This window comes from Pseudomonas sp. H1_G08, from assembly GCF_054681355.1.
The window spans coordinates 757913-783338 of record NZ_CP162822.1; the positions used below are offsets into that span (position 1 = coordinate 757913).

Here is a 25426-nt window from a genome sequence, read left to right on the forward strand (position 1 = left end):
CGATTTATGAAATCGCCGCGCTACTGCGCCGCATTGCGGGCATGCCGATAATCGCTCACCGCCTCATACACCGCCCTGCGCAAGCGATTGATCCCGCCAATCGGCCGATGCGCCTCAATGCCGAACCACGGGTTGAACGACAGGTTGTCGCATTGCAGATTCAGCGCCGGCGTATCGAAGTCCTGTGCGGGCAGGGTGATCCGCGCCACCGTTGCAAACGGCGCATCCTGCTCACGCCACTCAATGCTGGTGTCTTCGATCGGCATGTACTTGTTCGCGTCCTGGCGCTGGATCTGCAAGGCGAAACACGCCGGCACCCGATCCGTGGATAACTGTTGATTCAGTGCACTGCGCAGAAAATTCGGCAAGTCGTGATTCTGTTTGGGCAAGGTATACGCCGGGCAACGCTCCGGATCCGGCACGACGCGGAATTTCGCATTGGCCTCACCGAACTTGTAGGGTGATACAGAGAAATATGTAGTCTCGGTCGGACTGTCCGGCGGCGCTGACAGGGTTGCCAACGCGATGAATAGATGGCGGACCTGCCAGGTGCGCGGATCCCACGTCGGAAAAAACGCCATGACCTTCTTGCCGTCAGCCTGCGCCGCTACATTCTGACGATACTCGGCGACATCGCTGACAAAGAAATTCGGATGGCTGAACATCACGAAATCCTGTTCATGCTGGTCCTGGCGGTTGCCGAGCAGTTGCTTGCCAGGAACCTCGAACAGCTTGATTGCCATCCCGCGCGCGTCGCGAATGCTGTCGAATTGCGGGTAGGCATTACCGTTGGACAACCGGATCAGCGCCTGCCAGGTCTTGCCCGGCTCGCTGAACACCCCCTGCCGCAGCGATTGCGCCAGTTCCGGTAACACTTGCACTTGCGCCTTCACGCAGCCATGCGCCTTGGCGTGGGCATCGCGCAGATAACGCGTGCTTTCGCGATGCTGGTCGACGATGCGCACAGCGGTTTGAATGATGTCCTGGGTCATCGCCGCTTCGCCTGGTGGAATCTGTTCCTGCGCCGACACCGGCCCACGATGCTGCCAAGCGGACCACGCGGCGGCGATGGCCCAGCCGAGCAGGCCGATGATCAGCAGGATCAGCAGCGTCTTGCCAAGCAAACGCCCCAACCAGAGCCAGAAGCGCGCCAGTGGCGGCAGTTCTTTTTTGAATGTCGGCATGATCATGGCAACTGCGCCTCCAGTGGTCCGCCCAGTACTTTCAGATATTCGAGCAGCGCCCAGCGCTCCTCGGGTTGCAGGAGGCGGCCGATCACCCCGTTGCCGCGCGCGCCGGCGCGGAATTCGTGGCCGCTGTTGTGGTTGCCGCTGATGCGCGTGTCGAACAGAAAACCGTTGGTGAAAGGTTCGGTGCGATAGCCGAGGTGGCGCGGGTCGTATTCGAGCGTGCCTTTATAGAAGGTGGTGGCGCGCTCATCCTGCGGTGACAGCAACTGATAGATGCTTGGCACCGAACCGTTGTGCAGAAACGGCGCAGTCGCCCATACGCCGGCCAGCGGCCGGGCCTTGTAAGCGACTTTCTCGCGCACGCCGATCGGCAGGCCGAAACCATCCATGCGCGGTTTTTCTTCCGGCGTGATCTGCGCGTCGCGATAGGCACGGTTTTCCACGAACGCGGTGACGTAAGCCAGGCCCTTGGCCACCGACAATTGGCTCAGATCAAGCGGCGCTTTAGGTTCGGGGTGCAGTCTGACGTCCATTTTTTCCAACTCTTTGACATCCCATTGCAGCGCGCTCAGGTCGAAACGATGGCTGGCAACGTTGTTGGCCGCATTCGGATCGGTACCGATCACCTCCACGGGAATCATGTGCAAGTGCTGCACCCAACGTTCGCCTTCCTGCGATTGGCGCGGGACATGGCAGCCGGCGCAGTTTTCCGCGAACAGCGCGCGGCCTTTGGCGGCCAGCGGCTTGTCGATCGCACCGAACAGATCTTCCGGCCAGGTCGGCGGCTTCAACTGCTGCAAGGTTTCTTCGATGGCGTGCAGATCGCGCACGCGCACGCTGGAGGGGTAGCGCTCAGCACCTTGCAGCGGCTGGCCGTTGCCGTCGAAGAAATTCAATGTGGCTCCGACGCCGAGCGCTTCGCCGATATTGCGCGCCATCGGCTGCTGGGCCGAGCCATTCCACTGCACCCAGTCGAACGTCCACATGTCCCACAGCTGCGGATAATCCACCGGGGCATCGGCTACGCGGTAGTTGGCAGGGGAAATCGCATCGCCAAACGTCGCGTTGGCAATCCGGCCGAACGCATCGGTGCGCCCCGGGCCTTCCTCGGTCGGGTACAGGCCGCGATGGGTGTCGTTCCACGCCACTTTGACGAAGGTGTTCAGCGAGGTCTTGAACTCCTTGCGCAATTGTTCGCGGCGCGCTTCGTAATCATCCCCGAGCACCTGACGGGCGAAGCGCTCGAACTTCCACGGGTTGTAGTAAGTCGAGGCGAGACTGGCGACCAGGGCCTGTCCGAAACTGCCACCGCGCAACGTAGGAACGCTGGAAGGCAACACGTGCTGTGCGCTGCCGCCATCGATACGTACGGCCTGGCCTTTGACGCGCAACTCGCCGGTGTGGCAAGCGGCGCAGGTGATGTCCAGATAATGCTCCGAGGCGTTGCCGGGATTTTGGTGCCGGGCAAAACCGACGGGAAGGTTGCCGGGGTTGTTCGCGCTAGCTTTCTGCTGCGGGTCGACCAGGAAGCCGAAACGGGCGAGATATTCAGGGGAGGCGAAGCGCTGCTCGGAGAACGGCAATTCCAATGCCTGGAACCACTCGTAACGCAGGCCTTTGACTTGCGTTCCTTGCGGCGTGAAGTAGTAGGTCTGCCGTTGCTCTTCGCTCCATTGATCCAGGTAACGTACCTGTTGCGGCGGGGTGTAGAAGGGCAACTTCGGGTTGGCGACGTAATAGACAATCACCGCAACGGCGATTATCGCCAGCACGATCACCAGAGTGAGAACGCGGAATAGAAGGCGCAAGTTAAACATCCTTGTCGAATTGTTGCGCTGTTATGCCTGAGCCATGACTGCTGGGCAAGTGGCCATTACGCCAGACGCTGAGGCAAGCTCCGATGACGCTTGTCGTCCGTGGATGACAGAAGCTTCATCCAGCCGTTGCCCAAATGCGTTTTAATCCCTGAACTTATCGGAAGATTCCTGCTCTCATGCCGGTAGCCATTGGTCGTGGCGGCCTGATAAGCTCGCGGCTTTACTCGATTGCCCATTCGGCGCATGAACAAGGAAATAGCATGAAACAGCATCGGTTGGCGGCGGCGGTAGCCCTGGTTAGCCTGGTACTCGCGGGTTGTGACTCGCAGACCAGCGTAGAGCTGAAAACCCCGGCGCAAAAAGCTTCCTACGGCATCGGCCTGAACATGGGCAAAAGCCTTGCCCAGGAAGGCATGGATGATCTGGACTCCAAAGCGGTAGCCCAGGGCATCGAAGATGCCGTTGGCAAGAAAGAACAGAAGCTGAAAGATGAAGAACTGGTCGAAGCCTTCGCCTCGCTGCAAAAACGTGCTGAAGAGCGTATGGCCAAGATGAGTGAAGAGTCGGCAGCCGCCGGCAAGAAATTCCTCGAAGAGAACGGCAAGAAAGCCGGTGTGACCACCACCGCTTCCGGCCTGCAGTACGAAGTAGTGAAGAAAGCCGACGGCCCACAGCCTAAGCCGACCGACGTCGTAACTGTTCACTACACCGGCAAGCTGACCAACGGCACCGTGTTCGACAGCTCCGTAGAGCGCGGCAGCCCGATCGATCTGCCAGTCAGTGGCGTGATCCCGGGTTGGGTTGAAGGTCTGCAACTGATGCACGTTGGCGAGAAGTACAAACTGTACATCCCTAGCGATCTGGCTTACGGCGCTCAGTCGCCAAGCCCGGCAATCCCGGCCAACTCGGTTCTGGTTTTCGACCTGGAACTGCTGGCCATCAAGGATCCAGCCAAAGAAGACGCCGCTGCCAAGTAACACGCAACGGCTCGAAAACAACGCCTCGCACATGCGGGGCGTTGTTGCATCTGCAGGTCAGGGAAGGTAAACAGAGCGAACTGACAGCGATCAGCACAGTCATAGCTTTGAGGCTGCCCGCGCTAGACGCCCTGAGCTGCCAAGTCAATGAAATATTGGGCTTTTTTATGTGAGTAAAAAACGCCCGATCTGAGCGCAGCCCTTATGAAACGGGGCTCTTAGCGCTGAAATGCAGCTCTGTTCACAAGGTTATCCACAATTTGTGTGGATAACATTTCAACGGGAAGAATAGATGAAAGCTCCGTGGAATTTCGCTCGATTCCTGCCGTTGGCCGGTCGCCTGCTGGCCCGTGGACGCTTGCCGACCCTGTTGTTTGCCGTGGCCAGCAAAGGCGCCGCGCAAGGCAATCGCCTGGGCAAACTCAAGGATGATCTGCGCTTGCTGCAGTCGCTGTGCCTGGCCTACTGGCGTGGCGAGTATCGCGCGATCAGTGCCAAGTCGCTGATTTCGGTGGTGGCCGGCCTGATGTATTTCCTCAGCCCGGTCGATGCCATTCCGGATTTCATTCCCATGTTCGGCATGCTCGATGACATCGCTGTCCTCGCCTGGCTGATGAAAACCCTCGATGACGAGCTCAACGCCTTCCGCCTGTGGCGCAAGCGCCAGCAACCCGAGAAGCTGGCGGTGGTTGAGCGCCTTCCTGATACCCCTGAACAATTGCAGCTGCAAGGCCCGAAAAAGCCCTGACTGACGAAGACTGCCTACAGATAGATACCACTCGCGACCTTGGCCGCTGTTAGGATTACACTTCTAGGGAAAAGTGCCGACTCGCTAAGTGGTGTTGTCCTACGGGGTAGTCATGGATATTCAGATAATTGCACGCGATGGCGAACCCGAATACGCGGTTCTGCCGTGGGCTCAATATCAGGCTTTACTGAAAGCAGCAGGGATCAACGCAACACCGGTGCAGCAGCCAGCAGCGCCGCTCGCCGCCTCGCCGGAGCCGATTCTTCCGGGTCTGGATCAATTACGCAGTTTGCGCGAAGGGAAGGGCATCGCCATCGAGGCGCTGGCCCGCACGGTAGGTATCAGCCCGTCTTATCTGGCCATGATCGAAAGTGGTGAGCGTCAGCCCGACGCCGCGATTCGCCGCAGCCTGGCCTGGGAACTGACGGTGCCGGGTTGGAGGGACGAATCGTGAGCGTACGCATCAGTCGTCAACATTGGGACGGATTGCTGGGGGAACTGGACCAGGCGCGTCGTCAGCGCCATCTTCTGACTTATCGAGCCTTGCTTGAGCGTTTGCAGCTGCCGACGCCGGCGATGCAGACACTGACGGCTGCGCTGGAGCATCTGGCCGCACTGGACGCCAAAGCCGAACAGCCGTTGCGCAGTTCGCTGGTCATCAGTCAGGGCGCCAGTCGTTTGCCGCGTACCGGTTTTTTTGAATGTGTCGAGCGTCTGGGGCGCTTTTCCGGGCCGTCGGATGGCGTTGCAGCGGCGTCCTGGCATGCGTCGGAAGTGGTGCGCGTCTTCGAATACGAATACCCGGAATCGGCGGAGGCCTGAGTGTTTCTGCGCCTCAAGGCGCGGGCCGGTTATTGGCTGGCCCGCAGGTTGTTTCGTTGGTCGTGGTTCGTTCGCCAACCGCGTGGCTGGCGCTGGCTCGAGGGCCAGTTTGCACGCATGGCCAACCTCGGGGATGTCGGTGCGCAAAGCTTTTATGGGCACATTCTGACTTTTCGCGGCGTCGGGTTGGGCGCGCGTGAAGAAGGCGTGCGTTTACTGCGTCTGGCGGCGTTGGCTGGTGATGGTAAAGCGGCGTATCAAGTCGGCGTGATCAGCCTCGCCGGTACCCCGAGCAAAGCACCGGATCCCGCTGAGGCCGCTCGTTGGTGGAGCATGGCCGCCGAAGCCGGCCACCCGTTGGCCGAGCTTAAGCTGCAACAGCTGATGGCTGGTGATTCAACGCAGTAATTCCATGTATGTCTTCTAAGTAAACGCGGCGTGAGGTTTTCCTCACGCCGCGTTTACGTTTTTGCCTGCACGTTTTTCGCTGGATGTTGGATTGCAGATTAGTCCTACATCCTTTGCCTACTCGCCTGACTTCTTTCCTTTCTGATCCCCCGCACAGTTCCCGCGACTAATTTCTTGCGCGAGGGACCGCTCATGCTTCAGCCCGTTTTTCAGCCCACCTTGTCTGCCTGCGTGTGTTGATGGAAGCCATCGCTCGCATCGAGCAGGAACTCGACAGTTTCCCGCAAACGCTCAGCCTCTACCGCAAACAGCTCGATCACTGGCTCAGTCGCAGGGTGGACCAGATCAGCGAGGCAGCAGACCTGCCATCGCTGGTGGGCATGGAGCGGATCATCCGCTTCGGCGATAGCCGCACGGCGGTCAGTAGCAGCGACGAGGAGTTTTCTTCCAGCGTTGTCCAGTGCCCGCAGGGCGGGCTCATGCAGATCGAGAGCAAGTTCGAATCGGTCTACGACATCCCGCTGGGCAACATTTCCGTCGATGTGGTCGACGTGGATAGCGGCAAGACCGCGCCGGTCACCCTTGATCAGCAGGGCAAGGGCGAATTCAGAGGTGAAGAGGGCAAGTTCTACCGCGTTCTTGTGCACAGCGCTGTCACCTCCAATCAAGTCGCGAAGCTGTTCGAATCCTATGACGGTTTGACCGGCGAGCTGGACGGCTGGCTGCGTAGCGAGGGGCAAGGTTTCAAGCCGCAGTGGTCACAGTCGGTAGCGGCCGCAGCCAGCAACGGCATGCTCGCCGGCAGTTGGGCGGCCATCGAGGGGGTATGGGACAGCCTCGGACTGCTCTCGGAAATTCTTCAGGAACCCGGCAAGTTCGCCGAGCGTTTGGGCAGTGGCGCGGCTGATCTGATCGAGCTGGCACAGACCGCTCCGGATCTCATGGAAAAGCTGCAGTTGCTGGTCAGTGACGAAGCGGCGATGTGCTTGCTGCTGCGGTCGGCAAGCCTGTGGCTGGACATGCTGCCGCCCAGCGAGATTGCCGGCAAGTCTGCTGAAGTGGCGTCGATGATGATCGTGCAACTGATCATCGATGTGTTGATCAGCGTGGTGCTGACGTTTGTCGGAGCGGGGGCGGGGATCGCTTATCTGACGCTGCGTCTGGCTGACCGCGCAGCGCAGCTGTTCAACGTCGCCAAGCGTCTGGTCAAGGCGCTGTTCAGCATCGTCAACGCCTTTATTGAATACGTCGACCGCTACAAAGCCGTTGCCGCGCGGGGCATCGCCGCCGGGGTGAAAAAGGGCCGGATGCAATTGCGCTGGGATGCCAAGCGCAACGCCATGTTGAAGAAAGACGAGCCCCACGACGACGTCCCCGACCAGGCGAAAAACCCCAACGGCGACGCCGCGGACTGCGTCCCCAATACCTGCAAAAACGGCTGCCCGGTGTCGATGGTCACCGGCGAAGAACTGCTGACCCTGACCGACGCGGTGCTCGATGGCGTGCTGCCCTTCGAGTTCACCCGCTTGTACCGCAGCAGCGCGGTCGAGATCGATATGGGCCTGGGTTTCGGCTGGAGCCACACGCTGGCCCATCGCCTTGCCTTCGACGGCGATGGCGTGATCTGGATCGACCACGAAAACCGCCGCACTCGTTTTCCCCTGCCCAACGTCGCGCGCCCAGCGATTCACAACAGCCTGTCGCGGGCGGCGATCTTTCTCGGCGATGAGCCGGAAGAACTGATTCTGGTTTTGGCCGGCGACAGCGCGCGCTTTTATCACTTTCGCGCCGGCCGGCTGACGGCGATCAGCGATGTCTACGGCAATCGTCTGACCCTGCAACGCGATCGCTCCGACCGCATTCAGCGTCTGGACAATGGCGCCGGCCGCGCGCTGCTGTTGCGTTATGACCGCACGCAGCTGGTGGCAGTCGATTATCAGGTGTTCGTCCAGGGCGAGTGGACCACCGAGCAAAACCTTGCCACCTACAGCTTCGATGCCCGGCAACGCCTGCTGGTCGCGACCAACGCGGTCGGCGACAGCGAGCGCTACGACTACGACGACCACCACGTCATCCTCCAGCGCCAGTTGACCGGCGGTGCGAGCTTCTTCTGGGAGTGGCAGCGCGAGGGCAAAGCCGCCCGCTGCGTGAGGCACTGGGCGTCGTTCTCGCAGATGAACACCCGTTACGTCTGGAACGATGATGACGCCAGCGTGACCGTGCATTACGTCGACGGTACCGAAGAAGTCTACGTCCACGACGAGCGCGCACGGCTGGTGCGGCAGGTCGCGGCCGATGGCGGCGAGCAGCTCAAGGCTTATGACCAGCAGGGGCGATTGATCGCCGAGCAGGATGCGTTGGGCGCGGTCACCGAATATCGCTACGACGAACTCGGACGGCTGATCGCGCTGATTCCGCCGGACGATGCACCAACGTCCTACGAGTACCGCAACGGTTTTCTCTACAAGCGTTGCCGTGGTGATGCGGTGTGGATCTACCGGCGCAACGCTGAAGGCGCCGTTACCGAAGCGGTCGATCCCCACGGCCAGGTCACCCATTACTACTACAACCTGCGCGGGCAATTGCTGTCGCTGCGTTATCCGGACAGCAGCCGCCACCGTTGGGTGTGGAACGAGCTCGGCCAGCTCATCGAAGAAACCCTGCCCGATGGCGGCGTGCGGCGCTTTTCCTACGATGCGCTGGGACGGCGGATTACCACCCATGACGAATTTGGTGTTGTCAGTCGTCAGCAGTGGGACGCGGCCGGCCGACTGATCCTGACGACTTCTCCTACGGGAAGCACGCGCGCCTACAGCTACGGCGCCTACGGCCAGATCACCGCTGAGCGCGACGAGCTCGGGCGCATCACCCGCTACGAATATGACGACGACCTGCATCTGGTCTCGCGGCGGATCAACCCCGACGGCACCCGCGTGCAGTACCGCTATGACCATGCGCGGCTGTTGCTGACCGAAATTGAAAACGAATCGGGCGAAAAATACCGACTGGATTACACGCCGACCGGATTGATCCGACAGGAAACCGGGTTTGATGGGCGGCGCACGGCGTATGTCTACGACCTCAACGGGCACCTGCTGGAGAAGACCGAGTGTGGCGAGCAGGGTTTATCGCTGGTCACCCACTACCAGCGCGATAAGGCCGGGCGCTTGCGGGTCAAAACCCTGCCCGATGGCGCCAAGATCCGCTACGACTACGATCGCCTCGGTCGGTTGATCGGCGTCGATGACGGGCAAAACCATCCGCTGGCCTTCGAGTACGACCGTCAGGACCGGCTGATCACCGAGCATCAGGGCTGGGGCACCTTGCGCTACGCCTATGACGCCTGCGGTCAGCTCAAGCGCCTGCGCCTGCCGGACAACAGCAAGCTCGATTATCACTACGCCAAGGGCGGTGCGCTGTCAGCCATCGACCTCAACGGCACGCCGCTGACCCGGCATGTGTATCAGTCCGGTCGCGAACAGCAACGCCAGCAAGGTCTGCTGCTCAGCGAATACTCCTACGACGATCAGGGCCGCTTGCTCGCCCACGCTGTAGGCCATCGCCACGCCTCGCTGTACCGCCGCGATTATGCCTACAGCGCCAACGGCAATCTCGAGCACATCGCCGACAGCCGCCACGGCCAGCGTACTTATGGCTACGACGCCCTCGACCGGTTGATCCGCGTACGTCACTCACGCGACGAACTGCCCGAATCCTTCGCCCACGACCCGGCCGGCAACCTGCTGATGCAGGACCGCCCCGGCCCTGCGCAGATCAAGGGCAATCGCCTGCTGATGCAGGGCGACCGTCATTACGACTACGACGCCTTCGGCAACCTGATCCGCGAACGCCGTGGCCACGGCCAGACCCTGGTCACCGAATACCGCTACGACTGCCAGCACCGCCTGATCGGCCTGACCCGCCCCGACGGCCAGACCGCCACTTATCACTACGACGCCTTCGGCCGGCGCATCCGCAAAACAATCGACGGCGCCGTCACCGAATTCTTCTGGCAAGGCGAACACCTCGTCGCCGAAAGCAGCGCCACGCAATACCGCAGCTTCCTCTACGAACCCGGCACCTTCCGCCCACTGGCGATGCTCGACGGCAAAGGCCCGAAAAAAGCCTGCCCGTTCTACTACCAACTCGACCACCTCGGCACCCCACAGGAACTCACCGACTACAGCGGCGAAATCGTTTGGTCCGCGCAATACGACGCCTACGGCAAAGTCGCCGCCGTCACCCTCGCTGGCGAAGACTACCTCGACCAACCGCTGCGCTTTCAGGGGCAGTACTTCGATGTTGAAAGCGGATTGCATTACAACCGGCATCGGTATTACGACCCAAGGCTTGGGCGGTATCTGACGCCGGATCCGGTGAAGCTCACGGGTGGGTTGAATCAGTACCAGTACGTGCCGAATCCGACGGGGTGGGTGGATCCGTTGGGGTTGAACGGATGCCCGCCAGATGGAGACGGAAAAGGGAATCCAACGGCACCATGCGGGAATGCAAAGGTTGATACCAGAGAACCTCTTCCACCGGATATAGAATGGTCGAGTCCTAGCGTTAAACGAGCTTCTGCGCTGCTGGATCAAGGTGCTAAGGACGTTACTGTTAACAGTCGAGCTGAAGCTGAAGAATTGTTCAGAGGGAAATATTTAGGTCAAGGATATAGGAATGCTGAAGAGTTCAATTCCGTTACCGCCAAAGACTATTTCCAAACGCCCTTTGGGAAAGAATCGTACTATCACTGGGATGACACAGCTGTATCTAATGTTGTGAATCGAAAAGTTTACATGGCAAATCATAGTCCTGACGATCCGCATGCTGTCATGCCTCATCTACAATTGCATCCAAAGGACGGCAAAGTAATCCGAATTTACTGGCCAAACTCATTTGCAGGTCAAAAATGAAACAGCAGAAGAAAATCGCTCGTAGCGTATGGTATGGACTCGAAGGGACGAGCTACGACAATATTGCACAAGAACTTCCGTGCAAAGATCACTCAAGTCGAAAATGGGTCTCAATATATGCTATATACAAATATTCTTTCTCAGGCGATCCGCATCAATATTACGATTTTATTCATAAATCGAAAGGGTTTAGGTTTTCGATTGTAGTGTTTACTCTGGCTATTAAAGAAATTGGCTCCAGCGATGGTATTGATGATCGGGATGTCGTGATATTAAACTTTGTGCCTGTTAATTCTGAGGAGGATATCTATACGGTTTTGGAACGGCTCGCGATCAATCCGGAATTATTCTGCCCCCCATGGCGGTGCGGGTATCCGATTTGATTAGTCCATTGCCACCGCCGGCGTAGAGCACACAACGCGATGTTGATGGAGTCTGTGAACTAACGAATTCACACGAGAGTAATATGGGGCGAGCCTCATCAAACGGAAAAATGAGCATTTACAAAGTGATTTCTAGAAAAGTATGGTGGGGGCTGGAAGCTAGAAATTACACAGAGATAGCCCAAGAGATGCCTTCGCATGATCGTTCGCTTCGGAAATGGGCTGCCATTTATGCTGTGTATCACTTGAATTTTATGGATAGGCACCCAGGAGAACGCTATTACGACTTCCTTGAGGATTCCAAGAGCTCTAAGTTCGTCTTCATTGAGTTCACCGTGCCAGTTCATATTTTGGAAACCAGAGATAGTTCTGGTGCTAGCGATACCACAATTACAAAACTGAAAAAAATGGAGACGGAGGACGAAATAAATGCCTTTCTTGAATTGAATGGGATCAATCCAGAGTTGTTCGTTCCCCCTTGGGCTTGCGACTATCCGATAGATTGAGAATTAGTAGTCACTACTTAGTACACCTCCCGTATCTGAAGAGGGTGCCATCTGATTGCTAGATTTTGATTTTGAACTAAATGGAGTTCATGATGCGCTACTGTGCTGGGGTATAACCAACTAGCTGTGATGTCTGGGCCGGAGGCGCTATAGCATCGAGCAAATACACACTAAACCCCACAACCCCCTTCGCATGATGCTTAGCCTGCGAAGCCATCTCCGCAAGCTGGCTGGCATCAAGCGCTGCACAAGCCTCAGGTCGCAGATGCACCACCCCAATCGATAACGACAACAACGCAAACTCCTGCCGCACACCCTGTCGGTTTGGCGCTACAAAACAACCGGCTTCCAGATGCTCGGGCCGATAGAACCGGCGGCATTGGCTTTGGAAATCGTCGAGCAGTTGGTTGAGGCGTTTGCGCCAGTCTTCGGGGCCGAGGACGAGGAGGAAGTCGTCGCCGCCTATGTGACCGACAAAGTCGCGGGTGGGGTCGATGCGTTCGTTGAGGCATTGCGCGAGGCAGAGCAGGACTTCGTCGCCGCGACCGTAGCCGTAGATGTCGTTGAAGGGTTTGAAGCTGTCGATGTCGACGTAGCAGATGATCGATTCGCGGGCCTGTTGCAGCAGGCGGGTGAGGCATTGCTGGATCGGTACGTTGCCCGGGAGCAAGGTGAGGGGATTGGCGTAGCGTGCTTGCTGGATTTTCAGTTCGGTGATCAGTTTCAGCACGTCGATCACTCGGCCGAGGCCTAGATAACCGCCGTTGAGGGTGATGATGAAGTCTTCTTCGATGCGCTGGCGGGCGCGGCTGGTGATCAGGCGGCTGACTTGCTGCAGCGACTGGCTGATTTCCACGGCGAGGAAATCATCGTTCATCAGGCGGCTGATCGGTTTGCGCGCGAACAGATCGGTGGCAAACGGTTTGAGCAGTGCGTCCGACAGCGAGTGGCGATGGACGATGCCGCAGGGCTGGCCTTGTTCGTCGAGCACCGCGAGCGAATTGAGGTTGGCCTGGCGGCGAAAGGCTTCCAGTACCGTCGCGGTGGGCGTATCGCGTTGCACGGCGGGCTGGTCGTTGAGCAGGGCGCTGAGGTCGCTGCCTTCGTCATTCAGTGCGACGGCGCTGCTGTCGTGTTTGGGCATCATCGCGCGAGCGTCGCGGGACGGATGTTCCTGAGGGCGGCCGAGCAGGTAGCCCTGCACCAGGTCGACGCCCATTTCAGTCAGCACCGCGAGTTCTTCCGGTAGCTCGATGCCCTCGGCGATGACTTGCGCGCGCGAGGCTTTGGCAATTTGCAGAATCGAACCGACAAACTCTCTTTTCAACGCATCCTGATGAATGCCATCAATGAAGTGCCGGTCGATCTTCACGTAATCCGGACGCAATTCCGACCACAGGCGCAGGCTCGAATACCCTGCGCCCAAGTCGTCCAGCGCAATGGAAAAACCCATCGCCCGGTAGTGATGCAGGGCGGTTTGCAGCAACTGGAAGTCATCGATTGGCGTCTGCTCGGTGAGCTCGATGACCACTTGGCTCGGCGCAATGCCCAAGTCCTGCAGCAGTTGCAACGTACGCCCGGGTTGGTGCGCGGCTTCGAGCAAGGATTCTGGAGACACGTTAAGGAACAGCTTGCCCGGCAGTTGCTGCTCATTGAACCGTCGGCAGGCGCTTTGTCGGCAGGCGATTTCCAGTTCACTCAATCGACCAGCCTGTCGCGCCACGGCGAACAGGGCAATCGGAGAGTGAAGAGGGCTGTTGGACGGGCCACGGGTGAGGGCTTCGTAACCGAGAATGCGGCGTTCGGAGAGACAGATGATCGGCTGGAACAGGCTGTGTAAACCGCTTTGAGTCAGGATCGAGCTCAAGGCGCTCAGCTGTTCGGTCGTGGTCATGGCAGTCTCTGGCGATAAAAAAAGGACCGGGAGCGCTTGCTCCCGGTCCTTTATTGCACGACAGAATGATGACTGTTTGATGACGATCCGGGGATCGTCAGCACTAAATTGCCATCACTTACTTCTTGGCCACCTGATTGCTCAGTTTCAAGTAATCCAGCAGCACGCGCCCGGTTTCGCTCAGGTAGGCATCGTCTTCTGGTTTGACCTTGTCCGGCTCGGCAGCGGCCAGTGCGTCTTCGTCTTCTTTCTTCAGCTCTTTGAGCGGTTCTTCGCCTTTGGCCTTGCGACGGATGTTCTCCATCGCCAGTTGCTTGGCGTCGATATCGGCGTGCTGGGCACGACGATCGGCTTCGTTGAGGCTGACAGTTTTTTCTTCCATCAGTTTCTGCGCCAGGGCCAGCTTGTCGCGGATGAACACGAACTCGGCATCCTTGTTGGTGCGCGAGTCATGTTCGGACTTCAACTGGGCGAGGAACGGCTTGAACGGATCGGCCGCCGGCTTGATCGCCGCGCGAATGGTGTCCCACGGCATGGCTTCCGGCAGGGCACTTTCGCCGATTTCCTTGGTGTCGATCAGCGACGGGTAGTCGATGTCCGGCAGTACGCCCTGATGCTGGGTGCTCTGCCCGGAGACACGGTAGAACTTGGCCAGGGTCAGTTTCAGTTCGCCGTGGTTCAGCGGCTGAATGGTTTGCACAGTGCCTTTACCGAAAGTCTGGCCGCCGATGATCAATGCGCGGTGGTAGTCCTGCATGGCGCCGGCGAAAATTTCCGACGCTGAGGCGGACAGGCGGTTGACCAGCAGCGCCATCGGGCCTTTGTAGAACGCGCCCGGGTTTTCATCTTCGAGCACGTCGACACGGCCGTCGGCGTTACGCACGAGTACGGTCGGACCTTTGTCGATGAACAGGCTGGTCAGCTCGGTGGCTTCCTGCAGGGAGCCGCCGCCGTTGTTGCGCAAGTCGATGACCACGCCGTCGACTTTGTCCTTCTGCAGCTCGGTCAGCAGCTTCTTGACGTCGCGAGTGGTGCTCTTGTAGTCCGGATCGCCGGCACGGAATGCCTTGAAGTCGAGGTAGAAGGCCGGGATCTCGATCACGCCAAGTTTGTAGTCCTTGCCGTCCTGTTTCAGGCTGAGAATCGACTTCTTCACGGCCTGGTCTTCGAGCTTCACCGCTTCACGGGTGATCGGCACGATCTTGGTGGTCTGGTCGTTCGGCGCATTGCTCGCCGGAATGACTTCCAGACGCACCACGGTGCCTTTAGGACCGCGAATCAATTTGACCACTTCGTCCAGACGCCAGCCGACCACGTCGACCATTTCCTTGTTGCCCTGGGCGACGCCGATGATCTTGTCGGCCGGAGCGACTTGCTTGGTCTTGTCCGCCGGGCCTGCCGGCACCAGACGCACGACTTTCACTTGATCGTTGTCGCTCTGCAACACGGCACCGATGCCCTCGAGGGACAGGCTCATGTTGATGTCGAAGTTTTCCGCGTTATCCGGCGACAGATAGTTGGTGTGCGGGTCGTAGGACATGGCGAAGGTGTTGATGTACGCCTGGAAAATGTCCTCGGCACGGGTCTGGTCGAGGCGCGCCAGCTGATTCTTGTAGCGCTTGGTCAGGGTTTCCTGGATCTGCTTCGGCTCTTTGCCGGCGATCTTCTGGCGCAGCACTTCGTCCTTGACGCGTTTGCGCCACAGGTCGTCGAGTTCCGCGGTGGACTTGAGCCAAGGCGCGTCCTTGCGATCGATCAGCAAGGTCTCCTTGGTGTTGAAGTCCATCTTGTCGACGCCTTTGTTCAGCTCGGCAAGGGCGAAGTCCAGACGCGCTTTGACGCGGTCCAGGTAGCGCTTGTAGATGGTGAACCCGGCGTTGAGGTCGCCGCTTTTGAGGAAGTCGTCGAACTGGGTCTTCCACTTGTCGAATTCGGCGATGTCGCTGGCCATGAAATAGCTGCGCGACGGGTCGAGCAGCTTGATGTAGCTGTCGTAGATGATCACCGAGCGCGCATCGTCGAGCGGCGGCTTGCTGTAGTGGTGACGCTTGAGCAACTCGACGACGTTCAGGCTGGCGATGACTTCATCGCGATCAGGCTGCAACTTGTCCCAGCTGTTGGCTGCGAATGTGGTGCCCGACACCGGCAACAGGCCGATACCGATGAAAAGAGCGAGGGCGGTGCTGGGGAGCAGATGCTTCATGCTGATTCGACGCGGGGACAATTGATAACGCATATTAGGCCGTCTTTGAAGTCGCCGGTTCTTTGAGAGCCGGTCGCATAATGCAAAAAGCCCGGCGCTACAGCTTCGGGCTCAGTCCAGACTCACTATGGAGGCAGTGTGAAGGCATTGCAAGGCGTTGAAGGTCAAGTGGCATGGGTTGAAGAGCCGAGTCCGACGTGCGATGTAGGACAAGTCCGCATCCGGGTGGCGGCAGCCGGCCTCAATCGCGCCGATTTATTACAGAAAGCAGGGCTTTATCCGCCACCACCCGGGGCCGGCCAAGTGCTTGGTCTTGAGTGCTCCGGGGTGATCAGCGAGGTCGGCGCGGGCTCGTCCTGGCAGGTTGGCGACCGGGTTTGCGCCTTGTTGGCCGGGGGCGGCATGGCTGAAGAGGTGGTCGTCGACGGACGGCATGTACTGCCCGTGCCCGAAGGTGTTTCGCTGATCGAGGCGGCGGCATTGCCCGAGGTGTACGCCACCGTCTGGCTGAATGTGTTTCAACTTGCAGCGCTGAAACCCGGTGAGAAAATTCTCCTGCACGCCGGCGCAAGTGGAATCGGTTCAGCCGCCATTCAGCTGTGCAAAGCCTTCGGTAACCCTTGCTGGGTCAGCGTCGGTTCCGCCGAACGCCTGGCTTACTGCGAAGCATTGGGTGCGCAGGGCGGCGTGGTGCGCACCGATGAAATTGAAAGTCTGCGCGACTTCGGGCCGTTCGATGTGATTCTCGACCCGGTGGGCGGCAATTATGCGGCGCTGAACCTCAAGCTGATGGCGCTGGACGGACGTTGGGTGCTGATCGGTTTGATGGGCGGGCGCGAGGCGAAGATGGATCTGGCGCAGGTGTTGGCCAAGCGTGTGCAACTGCTCGGTTCGACGTTGCGCAGCCGTAGCGATCAATTCAAGGCCGATCTGCTCAGTGATCTGGGCCAGCATGTGTGGCCGCTGTTTGCCGAGGGCCGCTTGCGTCCGCAATTGGCCAGAGCCTTTGCGGTGAAGGATGCCGAAGCAGCGTTTGCCCAACTGGCGAGCAATACGGTGGCGGGCAAGTTGGTGTTGGTGATCAATGAGGGTTTGAGCTGACAGCAAAGCAAGGTCAAAAGATCGCAGCCTTCGGCAGCTCCTACAGAGGCACGCATTCCAAAAGTAGCAGCTGCCGAAGGCTGCGATCTTTTGCTTTTATTTCCAGAGGTGGATCGGCCAGCCGGCCTTTTCTGCGTGCTCAAGCAGCACCGGATCCGGATTGACCACGTGTGGAAAATCCACTTTCAACAGCAGCGGCAAGTCATTGCGCGAATCGGAATAAAAACTCGCGCCCTCGAGGTTTTCTTCTTCGGCGTCCAGCCATTCCAGCAAGCGGGTGATCTTGCCTTCGCGGTAGGTCAACGTGCCCACGGTATGGCCGCTGTAAACGCCGTGCGCGACTTCCAGTTCAATCCCTAGAATCTCGTCGATGCCGAGTCGATCGGCAATCGGTCTGACCAGGTGCGTGCCCGACGCCGAGATCACCAGAATCCGGTCGCCGGCCTTGCGGTGCGCGGCGATGGTTTTGGTCGCGTCGCTGAAGATGATCGGTTCGATAAAGTCTTCAACCCACGGCCCGACCAGGTGCTCGACTTCTTCTGGCGTACGGCCGATCAGCGGTTCGAGGCTGAACGCCATGTAATCTTCCATACGTAATTTGCCATGGCTGTAGGCGTCCATCAGTTCGTTGTTCTTGCGCATGAACGACTCGGGATCGACCCAGCCCAGGCGCCCCATCTGCTCGCTCCAGAGGGTGGCGCAGTCGCCGTGGATCAACGTTTCGTCCAGATCAAAAATTGCCAGGGCCATCAGTGCAGTTCTCTCTTCAACGTCAGCAAAGTCATCAGGCTACCTCACACAGGGCCGTCGGATCGATGGAAAGTGCCAGGCGTTGTCCGTCGGGATGCAGATCGGCGGCGGAGCGGTTGAGTACGTCGACCACCAGTTCCACCCCGCGCGCTTCGACGCGATAGCGAATGACGTTGCCGAGCAGGCTGTGGCTGCGGATCTGCGCGTCGAGTTCGCCGTCAAGGCTCAGTTCGATGGCTTCCGGGCGGATGGCGATGCGATGGTTGACCGGCCGTTGCAACAGCTTCGAGGCGGCATCTGCGTCGAGCAGGTTGTAGTTGCCGATGAAGCCGGCGGCGAATACATCGACCGGAGCGGTGTAGAGGGTTTCGGCGTCGCCGCTCTGGACGATCTTTCCCTGGTTCATCAGGAAAATCCGGTCCGACATGGTCAGCGCTTCTTCCTGATCGTGGGTGACGAAGATCGTGGTCAGGCCGAGTTCGCGCTGGATCTGACGAATCTGTTCGCGCAGGTGTTTGCGAATCCGTGCGTCGAGCGCCGACAGCGGCTCATCCAGCAGCAACAAGCGCGGGCGGGTCACCAGCGACCGGGCGAGGGCGACACGCTGGCACTGCCCACCTGACAGTTGATGCGGATAGCGGCTGGCGAAGTCGTGCAGTTCAACCAGTTTCAACACTTCAGAGACGCGCTTGTGGCTGTCATCGGCGTTGACCTTTTGCATGCGCAGGCCGAAGGCGACGTTCTGTTCGACGGTCATGTTGGGGAATAGCGCGTAGCTTTGAAAGACCATACCGATGCCACGTTTCTGTGGGCTCAACGGCACGAGGTCGACACCGTCGAGGAGGATCTTGCCGCCATCCACCGGGGTCAGGCCGGCGATGCAACGCAGCAAAGTCGACTTGCCGCAACCGGACGGGCCGAGCAGGGTGACGAACTCGCCTTTGTTGATTTCGCAATCGATGTCGCTGAACACCGTGGTGCCGGCATAACTTTTCTGCAGGTGTTGGACGCTGACGTAGCTCATTCGCTTTTGTCCTTGTTCAAGATGTTGGCGATCCAGGTCAGGACCAGCACGAAAAAGAAATACGAAATGACCAGCGCACTGGTGAAGTGACCGCTGCTGTTGCGCATGTTGTTCAGGTACACCTGCAAGGTTTCGTAGCGGGTGCCGACGAGAATGTTGGCGAACACGAACTCACCGAAGAGGAACGAGAAAGACAGTAGCAGCGCCACCATCAGGCCTTTGCGCAAGTTCGGCAGCACCACCAGAAACGCCGCTTGAAAGGTGCTGGCGCCGAGCAGTTGCGCGGCGTCCATCAGGTCGCGCAGGTTGATCGCTTGCAGGTTGTTGGTGATCGCGCGGTACATGAACGGCAGCGCTACGGTGAAGTAGCAGCCGATCAGAATCCACGGTGTGCCGACCATCGCCATCGGCCCGGAACCGTAGAGCTGCAGCAGCCCCACCGAGGACACCACCGGCGGCACCGCGAAGGGCAGCAGGATGAGGATGTTCATCAGCGCATCGAGTTTCGGAAAGTAGTAATGCACGACAAACAGCAGCGGCAGGATCAGCACCACCGATAACACCAGCGCGCCGACACAGACGATCAGCGACTGCCCGAATGCGTGGAGAAAGCGCGGATCGCTCCACAGCTGGATGTACCACTTGAAGGTGAAGCCGCTCGGCAGAATGGTCGCCGACCAACTGCTGGCGATCGAATAGACCAGCGTGCCCAGCAGCGGCAACAACAGGATGGCGAACAGCAGATAGACCACGACGCGGTGGTAGAGGCCGGCCGGGCCGGATTCAGCGCGAGACATGGTAGCTCCTCTTCAACAGCAATTGATGCACGACGGTGACAATGGTCATCAGCGCCACGAGCACCACCGCCAGCGCGCTGGCCAGGTTCGGGTCAAGGGAAATGTCGCCGGAGACCATCGCCGCAATACGGATCGGCAGAACGTTGAAGTTGCCGGTGGTCAGCGCATAAACCGTGGCGTAGGCGCCGAGGGCGTTGGCCAGCAGGATCACGAACGTGCCGAGCAACGCCGGGGTCAACACCGGCAGGCCGATGTGCCGCCAGAACTGCCAGCCGTTGGCGCCGAGCAGTGCGGCGGACTCGCGCCAGTCCTCCCGCAGAGCGTCGAAAGCCGGGTAGAGGAGCAGCACGCCGAGGGGAATCTGGAAGTAGGTGTAGAGGATGATCAGGCCGGTTTTCGAATACAGGTTGAAGTCCTGAATGATCCCCGACTGCTTGAGCATGATGGTGATGCTGCCGTTGAAACCGAGCAGGATGATGAACGCGAACGCCAGCGGCACGCCGGCAAAATTGCTGGTCATGTTGGCGAAGGCATTCACGAAGTTGCGCAGCTTCGAATCGACGCGGCGTAGTGAATACGCACCAAGCACGGCGATGATGATGCCGAATACGCTCGACCAGAAACTGATCTCCAGGCTGTACTGGATTGCCTGCCGATAGAACTTCGAACCGAAGATCTTGCTGAAATTGGCCAGGCCCCAGCCGGACTCTTCCGATTGCAGGCTGTTGATCATCACCCAGACCAGCGGGGCGATTTCGAAGACGATAAAGAACAGCGCGAAAGGCACCAGACACAGCGCCGCGAGCCATTTGCCGCGAGTCATGGCATTCACTTGAGCAGCTCCCGGCACACAGGTTTGTCGTGGGGCACGCCGAGCAGCTCGCAAACCGTGCCGCAGAGCTCGGTCTGCTTCGGTGTGACATCAGGGTTGAGGCTGAACGCCTCGCCGAGGACGAACAGCGGCACCTGACGTTCTTCCGCCAGCAGGCCGTTGTGCGAGCGATCGTTGTTCATGCCGTGGTCGGCGGTCACCAGCACCTGATAACCAGCGTCGAGCCAGGTCTGCAGATAGTCGGCGAGGATGACGTCAGCCGAGCGCGCGCTGTTGCGGTATTGCGCGCTGTCGAGGCCGTGCTTGTGCCCGGCGTCGTCGATGTTCATCGGGTGGATCAGGAGGAAATCCGGCGCATGACGCAGGCGCAGGTTCTCCGCGTCGGCGAACAGGTGCGAATCCGGATAATGGTCGTTCCAGTAGAAATGCCCGTGCTGGATCGGCAATGTCGGATCGTCGGTGTGGCGGTCGCGCGCGGCCACGAACGGTGAGCGGTTATACAACTCGCTGACCCAGTGATACGCCGCAGCGGCGGTTTTCAATCCGGCATCACGGGCGTAGTGATAGATGCTGCGCTGGTTGGACAAGCGCGAGACATTGTTGTGGACGATGCCGCTGTCGATCGGCGGCACGCCGGTGAGGATACATTCGTAAAGCGGTCGGGACAGGGCCGGCAGTTCGCACTCCAGTTGATAGAGCGCCGCGCGTCCTGCGCCAACATAAGCCTGCAGATGCCCCATGGCGTGACACGCAACCTCGTAGTTGAGGCCGTCGAGCACGACAAGGATGACGTTGTGCTTCATAGGGGCAAGAACTCCGCGAAATTCAGATATTCCGAAATCAACCCGATCCCCTGTGGGAGCGAACCCGCTCGCGAATGCAATACATCATTCAACAGTGATGTCGACTGACGCGCCGCCTTCGCGAGCAGGCTCGCTCCCACATTCGGATCTTCAGCGGATCCCGAACAGGGGGATCACAGGATTACTTCATCTCTACGATGACTTCTTCGTTCCACTGCTGCGGCAGGGCTTTGGAGGTCTTTTCCCACGCGTCGGCGTCCTTGACTGGCGTAACGTTTTTGTATTGCTCGTTCGGCAGCAGTTTGGCTTTCACGTCTTCCGGCAGTTGCAGGTGTTCGGCGCGGATCGGCCGGGCGTTGCCGCGGGCGAGGTTGGTCTGGCCGGCGTCGCTGAAGATGTATTCGCGCGTCAGCTTGGCGGCATTGGGGTTCTTCGCGTACTTGTTGATGATCGTGGTGTAGCCGGAAATCACCGAGCCGTCGGATGGAATCAGCACTACGTAATCATCCGGGTTGGCCATCTTGGCTTTGTAGCTCAGGCCATTGAAGTCCCAGACCACGCCGACTTCAATCTCGCCTTTTTCCATAGTGGCGATGGTCGGGTTGGCCATCGACAGACGACCCTGTTTGGCGAGGTCGGCGAACAGCAGCAAGGCAGGCTTGATGTTTTTCTCGTCACCGCCATTGGCCAGTGCGGCAGCGAGGACACCGTTGGCGGCCTGGGCAGCAGTGCTCACGTCGCCGATGGAGACTTTGTATTTACCGGTTTTCAGGTCAGCCCATTTGGTCGGCACGTCGGAGCCGTTCAGCAGCTTCTTGTTGACGATGAAGGCGATGGTGCCGGTGTAGGCCAGTGCCCAGTTGCCGTCCTTGTCCTTGGCCCAGTCCGGAATCTGATCCCAGGTGCTTGGCTTGTACGGTTGCACCACGCCTTGCTTGACCGCGATCGGGCCGAAGGCGGCGCCGACGTCACCGATGTCGGCGGTGGCGTTGTCTTTTTCAGCTGCGAATTTGGCGATTTCCTGGGCCGAGCTCATGTCGGTGTCGATGTGTTTCAGGCCGTATTTCTTGGCCAGGTCTTCCCAGGTGCCTTTCCAGTTGGCCCAGTCATCGGGCATGCCGACGCTGTTGACGGCGCCTTCCGCTTTCGCAGCGGCTTCGAGGGTTTTCAGATCGGTGTCGGCCGCCATGGCGGCGCTGCACATTGCAATGGTCGAGCCTAACAGTGTTGCCAGGAAAAGCTGTTTCATTCCGAAGCTCCTTGGTCGTGTTCAACGCTGCGATTGCGGTTGTGTTGGTCTAGGTCAGCAATACCTGAGCCAATTTAGGCGGGCTGGATGACATTTTGATGTCGATGGCCTTATGGCTGATCTTTTCTCCGCCCGGGATTGGCGGTTGCCAAACAAGCGTAGACCATGACGCAGGCCCGATAAGCAAGGGACTTGGCCGATGTATTGCAAGCCGTGAAAACGACCGTTGGGTAGTTTTGTCATCTGTCGGTCATCTGCACTGCCTAGGCTTGCAACACACGAAAGCGCTCTGAGCAGCGCCCGGATTTGCCCTGAAACAGTGCTGGTCTAGTCCAGATAGGTAACGTTGATGCGCGATGAGGCAACGAAAGCGGTGACAGCGATTGGCCAGGTGCTGCAGGAGCAGATCGATCATGGTTTGCTGGGGGCCGGGAGCAAGTTGCCCGCTGAACGCAAGCTCAGCGAGTTGTTCGGGACGACGCGGATCACTGTGCGTGAAGCGCTGTTGCAATTGGAGGCGCAAGGGCAGATTTATCGTGAGGAGCGGCGCGGCTGGTTCGTGTCGCCGCCGCGTCTGGCGTACAACCTGATGCAGCGCAGTCATTTTCACGCGATGGTCAGTGCGCAGGGGCGTGAGCCGTCGACCGAGGTGATTTCGGCGCGGTTGCAGCCGGCGTCGGCGGCGGTGTGTGCGTGGTTGCAGCTGCCGGCGTTGTCGAGCGTGATCCAGATTTGCCGCTCGCGGCGGATTGATGGCCGACTGGTGTTGTATGTCGAGCACTACCTGAATCCGCAGTTTTTTCCGGGGATTCTTGAGTTTGATCTGAATCAGTCGATCACTGAGTTGTATGCGCGGCATTTCGATTTGCACTATGGGCGGGTGCGGTTTGAGATTGTGCCTACGTCTTTATCTGTCGATGCGGCGGCGGCTTTGCGGGTGTCGGTGGGGAGTCCGGGATTGAGGATTGCTCGGGTCAATTATGATCAGCATGGGCGGCTGATTGATTGTGATCTGGAGTTTTGGCGGCATGATGCGATTCACGTAGGGGTTGATGTGGTTTGATCTTTTTTGACCTTGGCGGCCTTTGGGCCGACCAGGTTTTGGGGGTTTGGGTGAATATCCGTTGCTGCGGTAACGGCTTCTTATGGTTCCGCCCTTACGGCGGGTCACTTTTTCAAACGCCAAAAAGTAACCAAAAGGCTGCGCCCTGACGTTCGGCCCGCTCGCTGGGGCTCGGGGTTCCTTCGCTGCGGGATCGATCCTGGCGCAGCGGCTCCGGTTTGCTTCGCTGCACCTACACTCGCTGTGTACGACTGCGTCGTACGGTCGCTGCGCTCCCACGCCCGGTTCAATCCCTCCACTCAGCCTGCCGACGGGCTCCGAGATCAAGATCAAAAGCGGTGCTCGAGCTAACGCTCATCGTGTGTAGGAGCTGCCGAAGGCTGCGATCTTTTGTTTTTGCTTTCGCTTTTCTGTGGGAAGCGAGCCTGCTCGCGAAAGCGGCCTGTCAGCCGACCAATCTCTGTCGGATGTACTTAATCCCTGTGGGAGCGAGTCTGCTCGCGAAAGCGCCCCCACAGTCACCCCTTCCTACTTGCCCACCGCCGCATTCCCATACAGATAATCCGTCGCCAACGACGCCAGTGTCCTCACCCCAACCACCAGCGCCGACTCATCCACAAAGAACCCCGGATTGTGATTCGGCGCGGCTTTGCTCATGTCCTGGTCCCGCGGGGTCACTCCAAGAAACACAAACAGTCCCGGCGCTTCCTTGGCGAAGAACGAGAAATCTTCCGCCCCACCCACCAGCGGTCCCTGCACCACATCATCCTTGGCCGCCCACTTCAATGTCGGCAGCATTTTCTCGGTTAGTGCAGGGTTGTTAATCGTCGGGTCGTATTTTTCGATGATGGTGACGTCGGCTTTGGCGCCGCCGCTTTCGGCGATTTTCTCGATGGTCTGGCGTACGTCGCTGTGCAGTTTCTGGCGGATGCCGTAGTCGTAGGAGCGGATGGTGCCGGTCATGTCGAGTGATTCGGGGATGATGTTGTAGCGGGTGCCGCCGTTGATGGTGCCGATGCTGACCACCGACGGGTAAGAGGAAATGTCGGTGCGGCGGCTCACCACGGTTTGCAGGCCGACGATGGTTTGCGCGCCGACGGTGATCGGATCGATGCCGTCCCAGGGGCGGCCGGCGTGGGTTTGTTTGCCGTGGATCTTGATGCGCAGGTCGTCGGAGCTGGCCAGGGTCGGGCCGGGGCGGTAGGCGATCTGGCCGGCGGGGACGCCGGCCCAGACGTGCAGCCCGAACACTGCGTCTGGTTTCGGCGATTTCATTACGCCTTCCTCGACCATCATCTTCGCGCCCCAGGTGTTTTTGCCGTCGGGAATGAAATCGCTCGGGCCTTCCTCGGCGGGCTGGAAGTAGAACACCACGGTGCCGGGCAGGGTGTCGCGCATGCCCGTCAGAATTTTCGCTGCGCTGAGCAGGATGGCGGTGTGGGCGTCGTGGCCGCAGGCGTGCATGACGTCGACTTCCTTGTCGAGATACGTGCCTTTGGCTTTCGAAGCGAACGGCAAGTCGGAGATTTCCTTGACCGGCAGCGCGTCCATGTCGGCGCGCAGGGCCACGGTCGGGCCGGGCAGGGCGCCTTTGAGAATGGCGACCACGCCGGTGCGCGCGACGCCGGTTTTCACTTCCAGGCCCATGGCTTGCAGCTGTTTGGCGACCAGTTCAGCGGTGCGTTTTTCGGTGTTGCCGAGCTCCGGATGAGCGTGAAGGTCGCGGCGGGTTTCCAGCAGCTCCGGTTCGAGCTTCTGCGCCTGCTCGGCGATGCGCGTGCGAGCGCTGTCCATCGTCGCGGCGCTGGCGTGGCTGGCGACCAGGGTGAGCAAAAGGGTCTGGGCAATACGCGTCAGTTGCATGGGCTTCTCCTTGATTATTGTTGTTGGCTTCCTTGCCTGTGACAAAGGCTTTGCACGCAAGTGCGATCGGGTCCGGAAAGCGC

General features: G+C 59.3%; 21 protein-coding genes. 10 read left to right on the forward strand and 11 right to left on the reverse strand.

Features of this window, described 5'->3' with window-relative positions:
* Positions 1–20 precede the first annotated feature (20 nt).
* Complete coding sequence (locus AB4N85_RS03525) at positions 21–1190, reverse strand: catalase family protein (protein WP_252869041.1); 1170 nt, start codon at positions 1188–1190, stop codon at positions 21–23.
* Entirely contained in the window at positions 1187–2998 is a 1812-nt protein-coding gene (locus AB4N85_RS03530; protein WP_252869042.1) for a di-heme-cytochrome C peroxidase, read from the reverse strand. Before AB4N85_RS03530 ends, AB4N85_RS03525 begins: the two co-directional genes overlap by 4 nt.
* Before the next feature lie 269 nt (positions 2999–3267).
* Between AB4N85_RS03530 and AB4N85_RS03535 the strand changes: the two genes are divergently transcribed.
* The 8 genes from AB4N85_RS03535 to AB4N85_RS03570 all read left to right on the forward strand — a co-directional run bounded on the left by AB4N85_RS03535 (position 3268) and on the right by AB4N85_RS03570 (position 11764).
* Complete coding sequence (locus AB4N85_RS03535) at positions 3268–3984, forward strand: FKBP-type peptidyl-prolyl cis-trans isomerase (protein WP_016773732.1); 717 nt, start codon at positions 3268–3270, stop codon at positions 3982–3984.
* 292 nt (positions 3985–4276) lie between these two features.
* Positions 4277–4732, forward strand: a complete 456-nt coding sequence (locus AB4N85_RS03540; RefSeq protein ID WP_016773733.1) for a YkvA family protein — start codon at positions 4277–4279, stop codon at positions 4730–4732.
* 112 nt (positions 4733–4844) lie between these two features.
* The gene (locus AB4N85_RS03545; RefSeq protein ID WP_056783977.1) at positions 4845–5186 is read left to right on the forward strand and encodes a helix-turn-helix domain-containing protein; all 342 of its coding nucleotides are present in this window, start codon (positions 4845–4847) and stop codon (positions 5184–5186) included.
* Positions 5183–5554: a hypothetical protein gene (locus AB4N85_RS03550; RefSeq protein ID WP_003223109.1), complete on the forward strand. Its 372-nt coding sequence runs from the start codon at positions 5183–5185 to the stop codon at positions 5552–5554. Before AB4N85_RS03545 ends, AB4N85_RS03550 begins: the two co-directional genes overlap by 4 nt.
* Positions 5555–5962 (forward strand): SEL1-like repeat protein, encoded by a 408-nt coding sequence (locus AB4N85_RS03555; protein WP_252869043.1) that lies wholly within the window; start codon positions 5555–5557, stop codon positions 5960–5962.
* A 239-nt stretch (positions 5963–6201) separates the two neighbouring features.
* Positions 6202–10875, forward strand: a complete 4674-nt coding sequence (locus AB4N85_RS03560; RefSeq protein ID WP_460067018.1) for an RHS repeat-associated core domain-containing protein — start codon at positions 6202–6204, stop codon at positions 10873–10875.
* Positions 10872–11258: a hypothetical protein gene (locus AB4N85_RS03565; RefSeq protein WP_130929273.1), complete on the forward strand. Its 387-nt coding sequence runs from the start codon at positions 10872–10874 to the stop codon at positions 11256–11258. Before AB4N85_RS03560 ends, AB4N85_RS03565 begins: the two co-directional genes overlap by 4 nt.
* A 110-nt stretch (positions 11259–11368) precedes the next feature.
* Entirely contained in the window at positions 11369–11764 is a 396-nt protein-coding gene (locus AB4N85_RS03570) for a hypothetical protein (protein ID WP_236169463.1), read from the forward strand.
* Positions 11765–11861: 97 nt separating this feature from the next.
* On the opposite strand, the gene AB4N85_RS03575 is transcribed toward AB4N85_RS03570, so the two are convergent.
* Together AB4N85_RS03575 and AB4N85_RS03580 are read right to left on the reverse strand one after the other, a co-directional pair.
* Positions 11862–13658, reverse strand: a complete 1797-nt coding sequence (locus tag AB4N85_RS03575) for a bifunctional diguanylate cyclase/phosphodiesterase (RefSeq protein ID WP_252869045.1) — start codon at positions 13656–13658, stop codon at positions 11862–11864.
* Between the two features lie 118 nt (positions 13659–13776).
* The gene (locus tag AB4N85_RS03580; protein WP_162245411.1) at positions 13777–15861 is read right to left on the reverse strand and encodes a carboxy terminal-processing peptidase; all 2085 of its coding nucleotides are present in this window, start codon (positions 15859–15861) and stop codon (positions 13777–13779) included.
* Between the two features lie 138 nt (positions 15862–15999).
* Between AB4N85_RS03580 and AB4N85_RS03585 the strand changes: the two genes are divergently transcribed.
* Complete coding sequence (locus AB4N85_RS03585) at positions 16000–16962, forward strand: zinc-binding dehydrogenase (protein WP_252869046.1); 963 nt, start codon at positions 16000–16002, stop codon at positions 16960–16962.
* Between the two features lie 96 nt (positions 16963–17058).
* Here AB4N85_RS03585 and AB4N85_RS03590 read toward each other — a convergent pair whose 3' ends face one another.
* The 6 genes from AB4N85_RS03590 to AB4N85_RS03615 all read right to left on the reverse strand — a co-directional run bounded on the left by AB4N85_RS03590 (position 17059) and on the right by AB4N85_RS03615 (position 22417).
* Positions 17059–17712: an HAD family hydrolase gene (locus tag AB4N85_RS03590; RefSeq protein WP_073472633.1), complete on the reverse strand. Its 654-nt coding sequence runs from the start codon at positions 17710–17712 to the stop codon at positions 17059–17061.
* 34 nt (positions 17713–17746) lie between these two features.
* Positions 17747–18736 (reverse strand): ABC transporter ATP-binding protein, encoded by a 990-nt coding sequence (locus AB4N85_RS03595; RefSeq protein WP_073472631.1) that lies wholly within the window; start codon positions 18734–18736, stop codon positions 17747–17749.
* Positions 18733–19533: an ABC transporter permease gene (locus tag AB4N85_RS03600; RefSeq protein ID WP_016773742.1), complete on the reverse strand. Its 801-nt coding sequence runs from the start codon at positions 19531–19533 to the stop codon at positions 18733–18735. The genes AB4N85_RS03595 and AB4N85_RS03600 overlap by 4 nt, the downstream gene beginning before the upstream one ends.
* Complete coding sequence (locus tag AB4N85_RS03605) at positions 19520–20356, reverse strand: ABC transporter permease (protein ID WP_162245414.1); 837 nt, start codon at positions 20354–20356, stop codon at positions 19520–19522. The genes AB4N85_RS03600 and AB4N85_RS03605 overlap by 14 nt, the downstream gene beginning before the upstream one ends.
* A gap of 5 nt (positions 20357–20361) precedes the next feature.
* A complete protein-coding gene (locus AB4N85_RS03610) occupies positions 20362–21168 on the reverse strand; it encodes an alkaline phosphatase family protein (RefSeq protein ID WP_252869047.1) in 807 nt (268 codons plus the stop codon).
* 181 nt (positions 21169–21349) lie between these two features.
* Complete coding sequence (locus AB4N85_RS03615; protein WP_150638735.1) at positions 21350–22417, reverse strand: ABC transporter substrate-binding protein; 1068 nt, start codon at positions 22415–22417, stop codon at positions 21350–21352.
* A gap of 349 nt (positions 22418–22766) precedes the next feature.
* On the opposite strand from AB4N85_RS03615, the gene phnR reads away from it, so the two are divergent.
* Positions 22767–23480 carry a phosphonate utilization transcriptional regulator PhnR gene (gene phnR / locus AB4N85_RS03620; RefSeq protein WP_236169468.1) on the forward strand — a complete coding sequence of 238 codons (714 nt, stop codon included), beginning with the start codon at positions 22767–22769 and terminating at the stop codon, positions 23478–23480.
* A gap of 528 nt (positions 23481–24008) precedes the next feature.
* Here phnR and AB4N85_RS03625 read toward each other — a convergent pair.
* Positions 24009–25343 carry an amidohydrolase gene (locus tag AB4N85_RS03625; RefSeq protein ID WP_252869048.1) on the reverse strand — a complete coding sequence of 445 codons (1335 nt, stop codon included), beginning with the start codon at positions 25341–25343 and terminating at the stop codon, positions 24009–24011.
* Between the last annotated feature and the right edge of the window lie 83 nt (positions 25344–25426).

What these genes read in the sequence shown, in the direction of transcription:
- AB4N85_RS03625 (WP_252869048.1), bottom strand. Translation starts at nt 25,343, where the DNA reads ATGCAACTGACGCGTATTGCCCAGACCCTTTTGCTCACCCTGGTCGCC.
- AB4N85_RS03610 (WP_252869047.1), bottom strand. Translation starts at nt 21,168, where the DNA reads ATGAAGCACAACGTCATCCTTGTCGTGCTCGACGGCCTCAACTACGAG.
- AB4N85_RS03560 (WP_460067018.1), top strand. Translation starts at nt 6,202, where the DNA reads ATGGAAGCCATCGCTCGCATCGAGCAGGAACTCGACAGTTTCCCGCAA.
- AB4N85_RS03590 (WP_073472633.1), bottom strand. Translation starts at nt 17,712, where the DNA reads ATGGCCCTGGCAATTTTTGATCTGGACGAAACGTTGATCCACGGCGAC.
- AB4N85_RS03615 (WP_150638735.1), bottom strand. Translation starts at nt 22,417, where the DNA reads ATGAAACAGCTTTTCCTGGCAACACTGTTAGGCTCGACCATTGCAATG.
- AB4N85_RS03540 (WP_016773733.1), top strand. Translation starts at nt 4,277, where the DNA reads ATGAAAGCTCCGTGGAATTTCGCTCGATTCCTGCCGTTGGCCGGTCGC.
- AB4N85_RS03535 (WP_016773732.1), top strand. Translation starts at nt 3,268, where the DNA reads ATGAAACAGCATCGGTTGGCGGCGGCGGTAGCCCTGGTTAGCCTGGTA.
- AB4N85_RS03580 (WP_162245411.1), bottom strand. Translation starts at nt 15,861, where the DNA reads ATGAAGCATCTGCTCCCCAGCACCGCCCTCGCTCTTTTCATCGGTATC.
- AB4N85_RS03545 (WP_056783977.1), top strand. Translation starts at nt 4,845, where the DNA reads ATGGATATTCAGATAATTGCACGCGATGGCGAACCCGAATACGCGGTT.
- AB4N85_RS03525 (WP_252869041.1), bottom strand. Translation starts at nt 1,190, where the DNA reads ATGATCATGCCGACATTCAAAAAAGAACTGCCGCCACTGGCGCGCTTC.
- AB4N85_RS03570 (WP_236169463.1), top strand. Translation starts at nt 11,369, where the DNA reads ATGAGCATTTACAAAGTGATTTCTAGAAAAGTATGGTGGGGGCTGGAA.
- AB4N85_RS03575 (WP_252869045.1), bottom strand. Translation starts at nt 13,658, where the DNA reads ATGACCACGACCGAACAGCTGAGCGCCTTGAGCTCGATCCTGACTCAA.
- phnR (WP_236169468.1), top strand. Translation starts at nt 22,767, where the DNA reads ATGCGCGATGAGGCAACGAAAGCGGTGACAGCGATTGGCCAGGTGCTG.
- AB4N85_RS03565 (WP_130929273.1), top strand. Translation starts at nt 10,872, where the DNA reads ATGAAACAGCAGAAGAAAATCGCTCGTAGCGTATGGTATGGACTCGAA.
- AB4N85_RS03595 (WP_073472631.1), bottom strand. Translation starts at nt 18,736, where the DNA reads ATGAGCTACGTCAGCGTCCAACACCTGCAGAAAAGTTATGCCGGCACC.
- AB4N85_RS03600 (WP_016773742.1), bottom strand. Translation starts at nt 19,533, where the DNA reads ATGTCTCGCGCTGAATCCGGCCCGGCCGGCCTCTACCACCGCGTCGTG.
- AB4N85_RS03605 (WP_162245414.1), bottom strand. Translation starts at nt 20,356, where the DNA reads ATGACTCGCGGCAAATGGCTCGCGGCGCTGTGTCTGGTGCCTTTCGCG.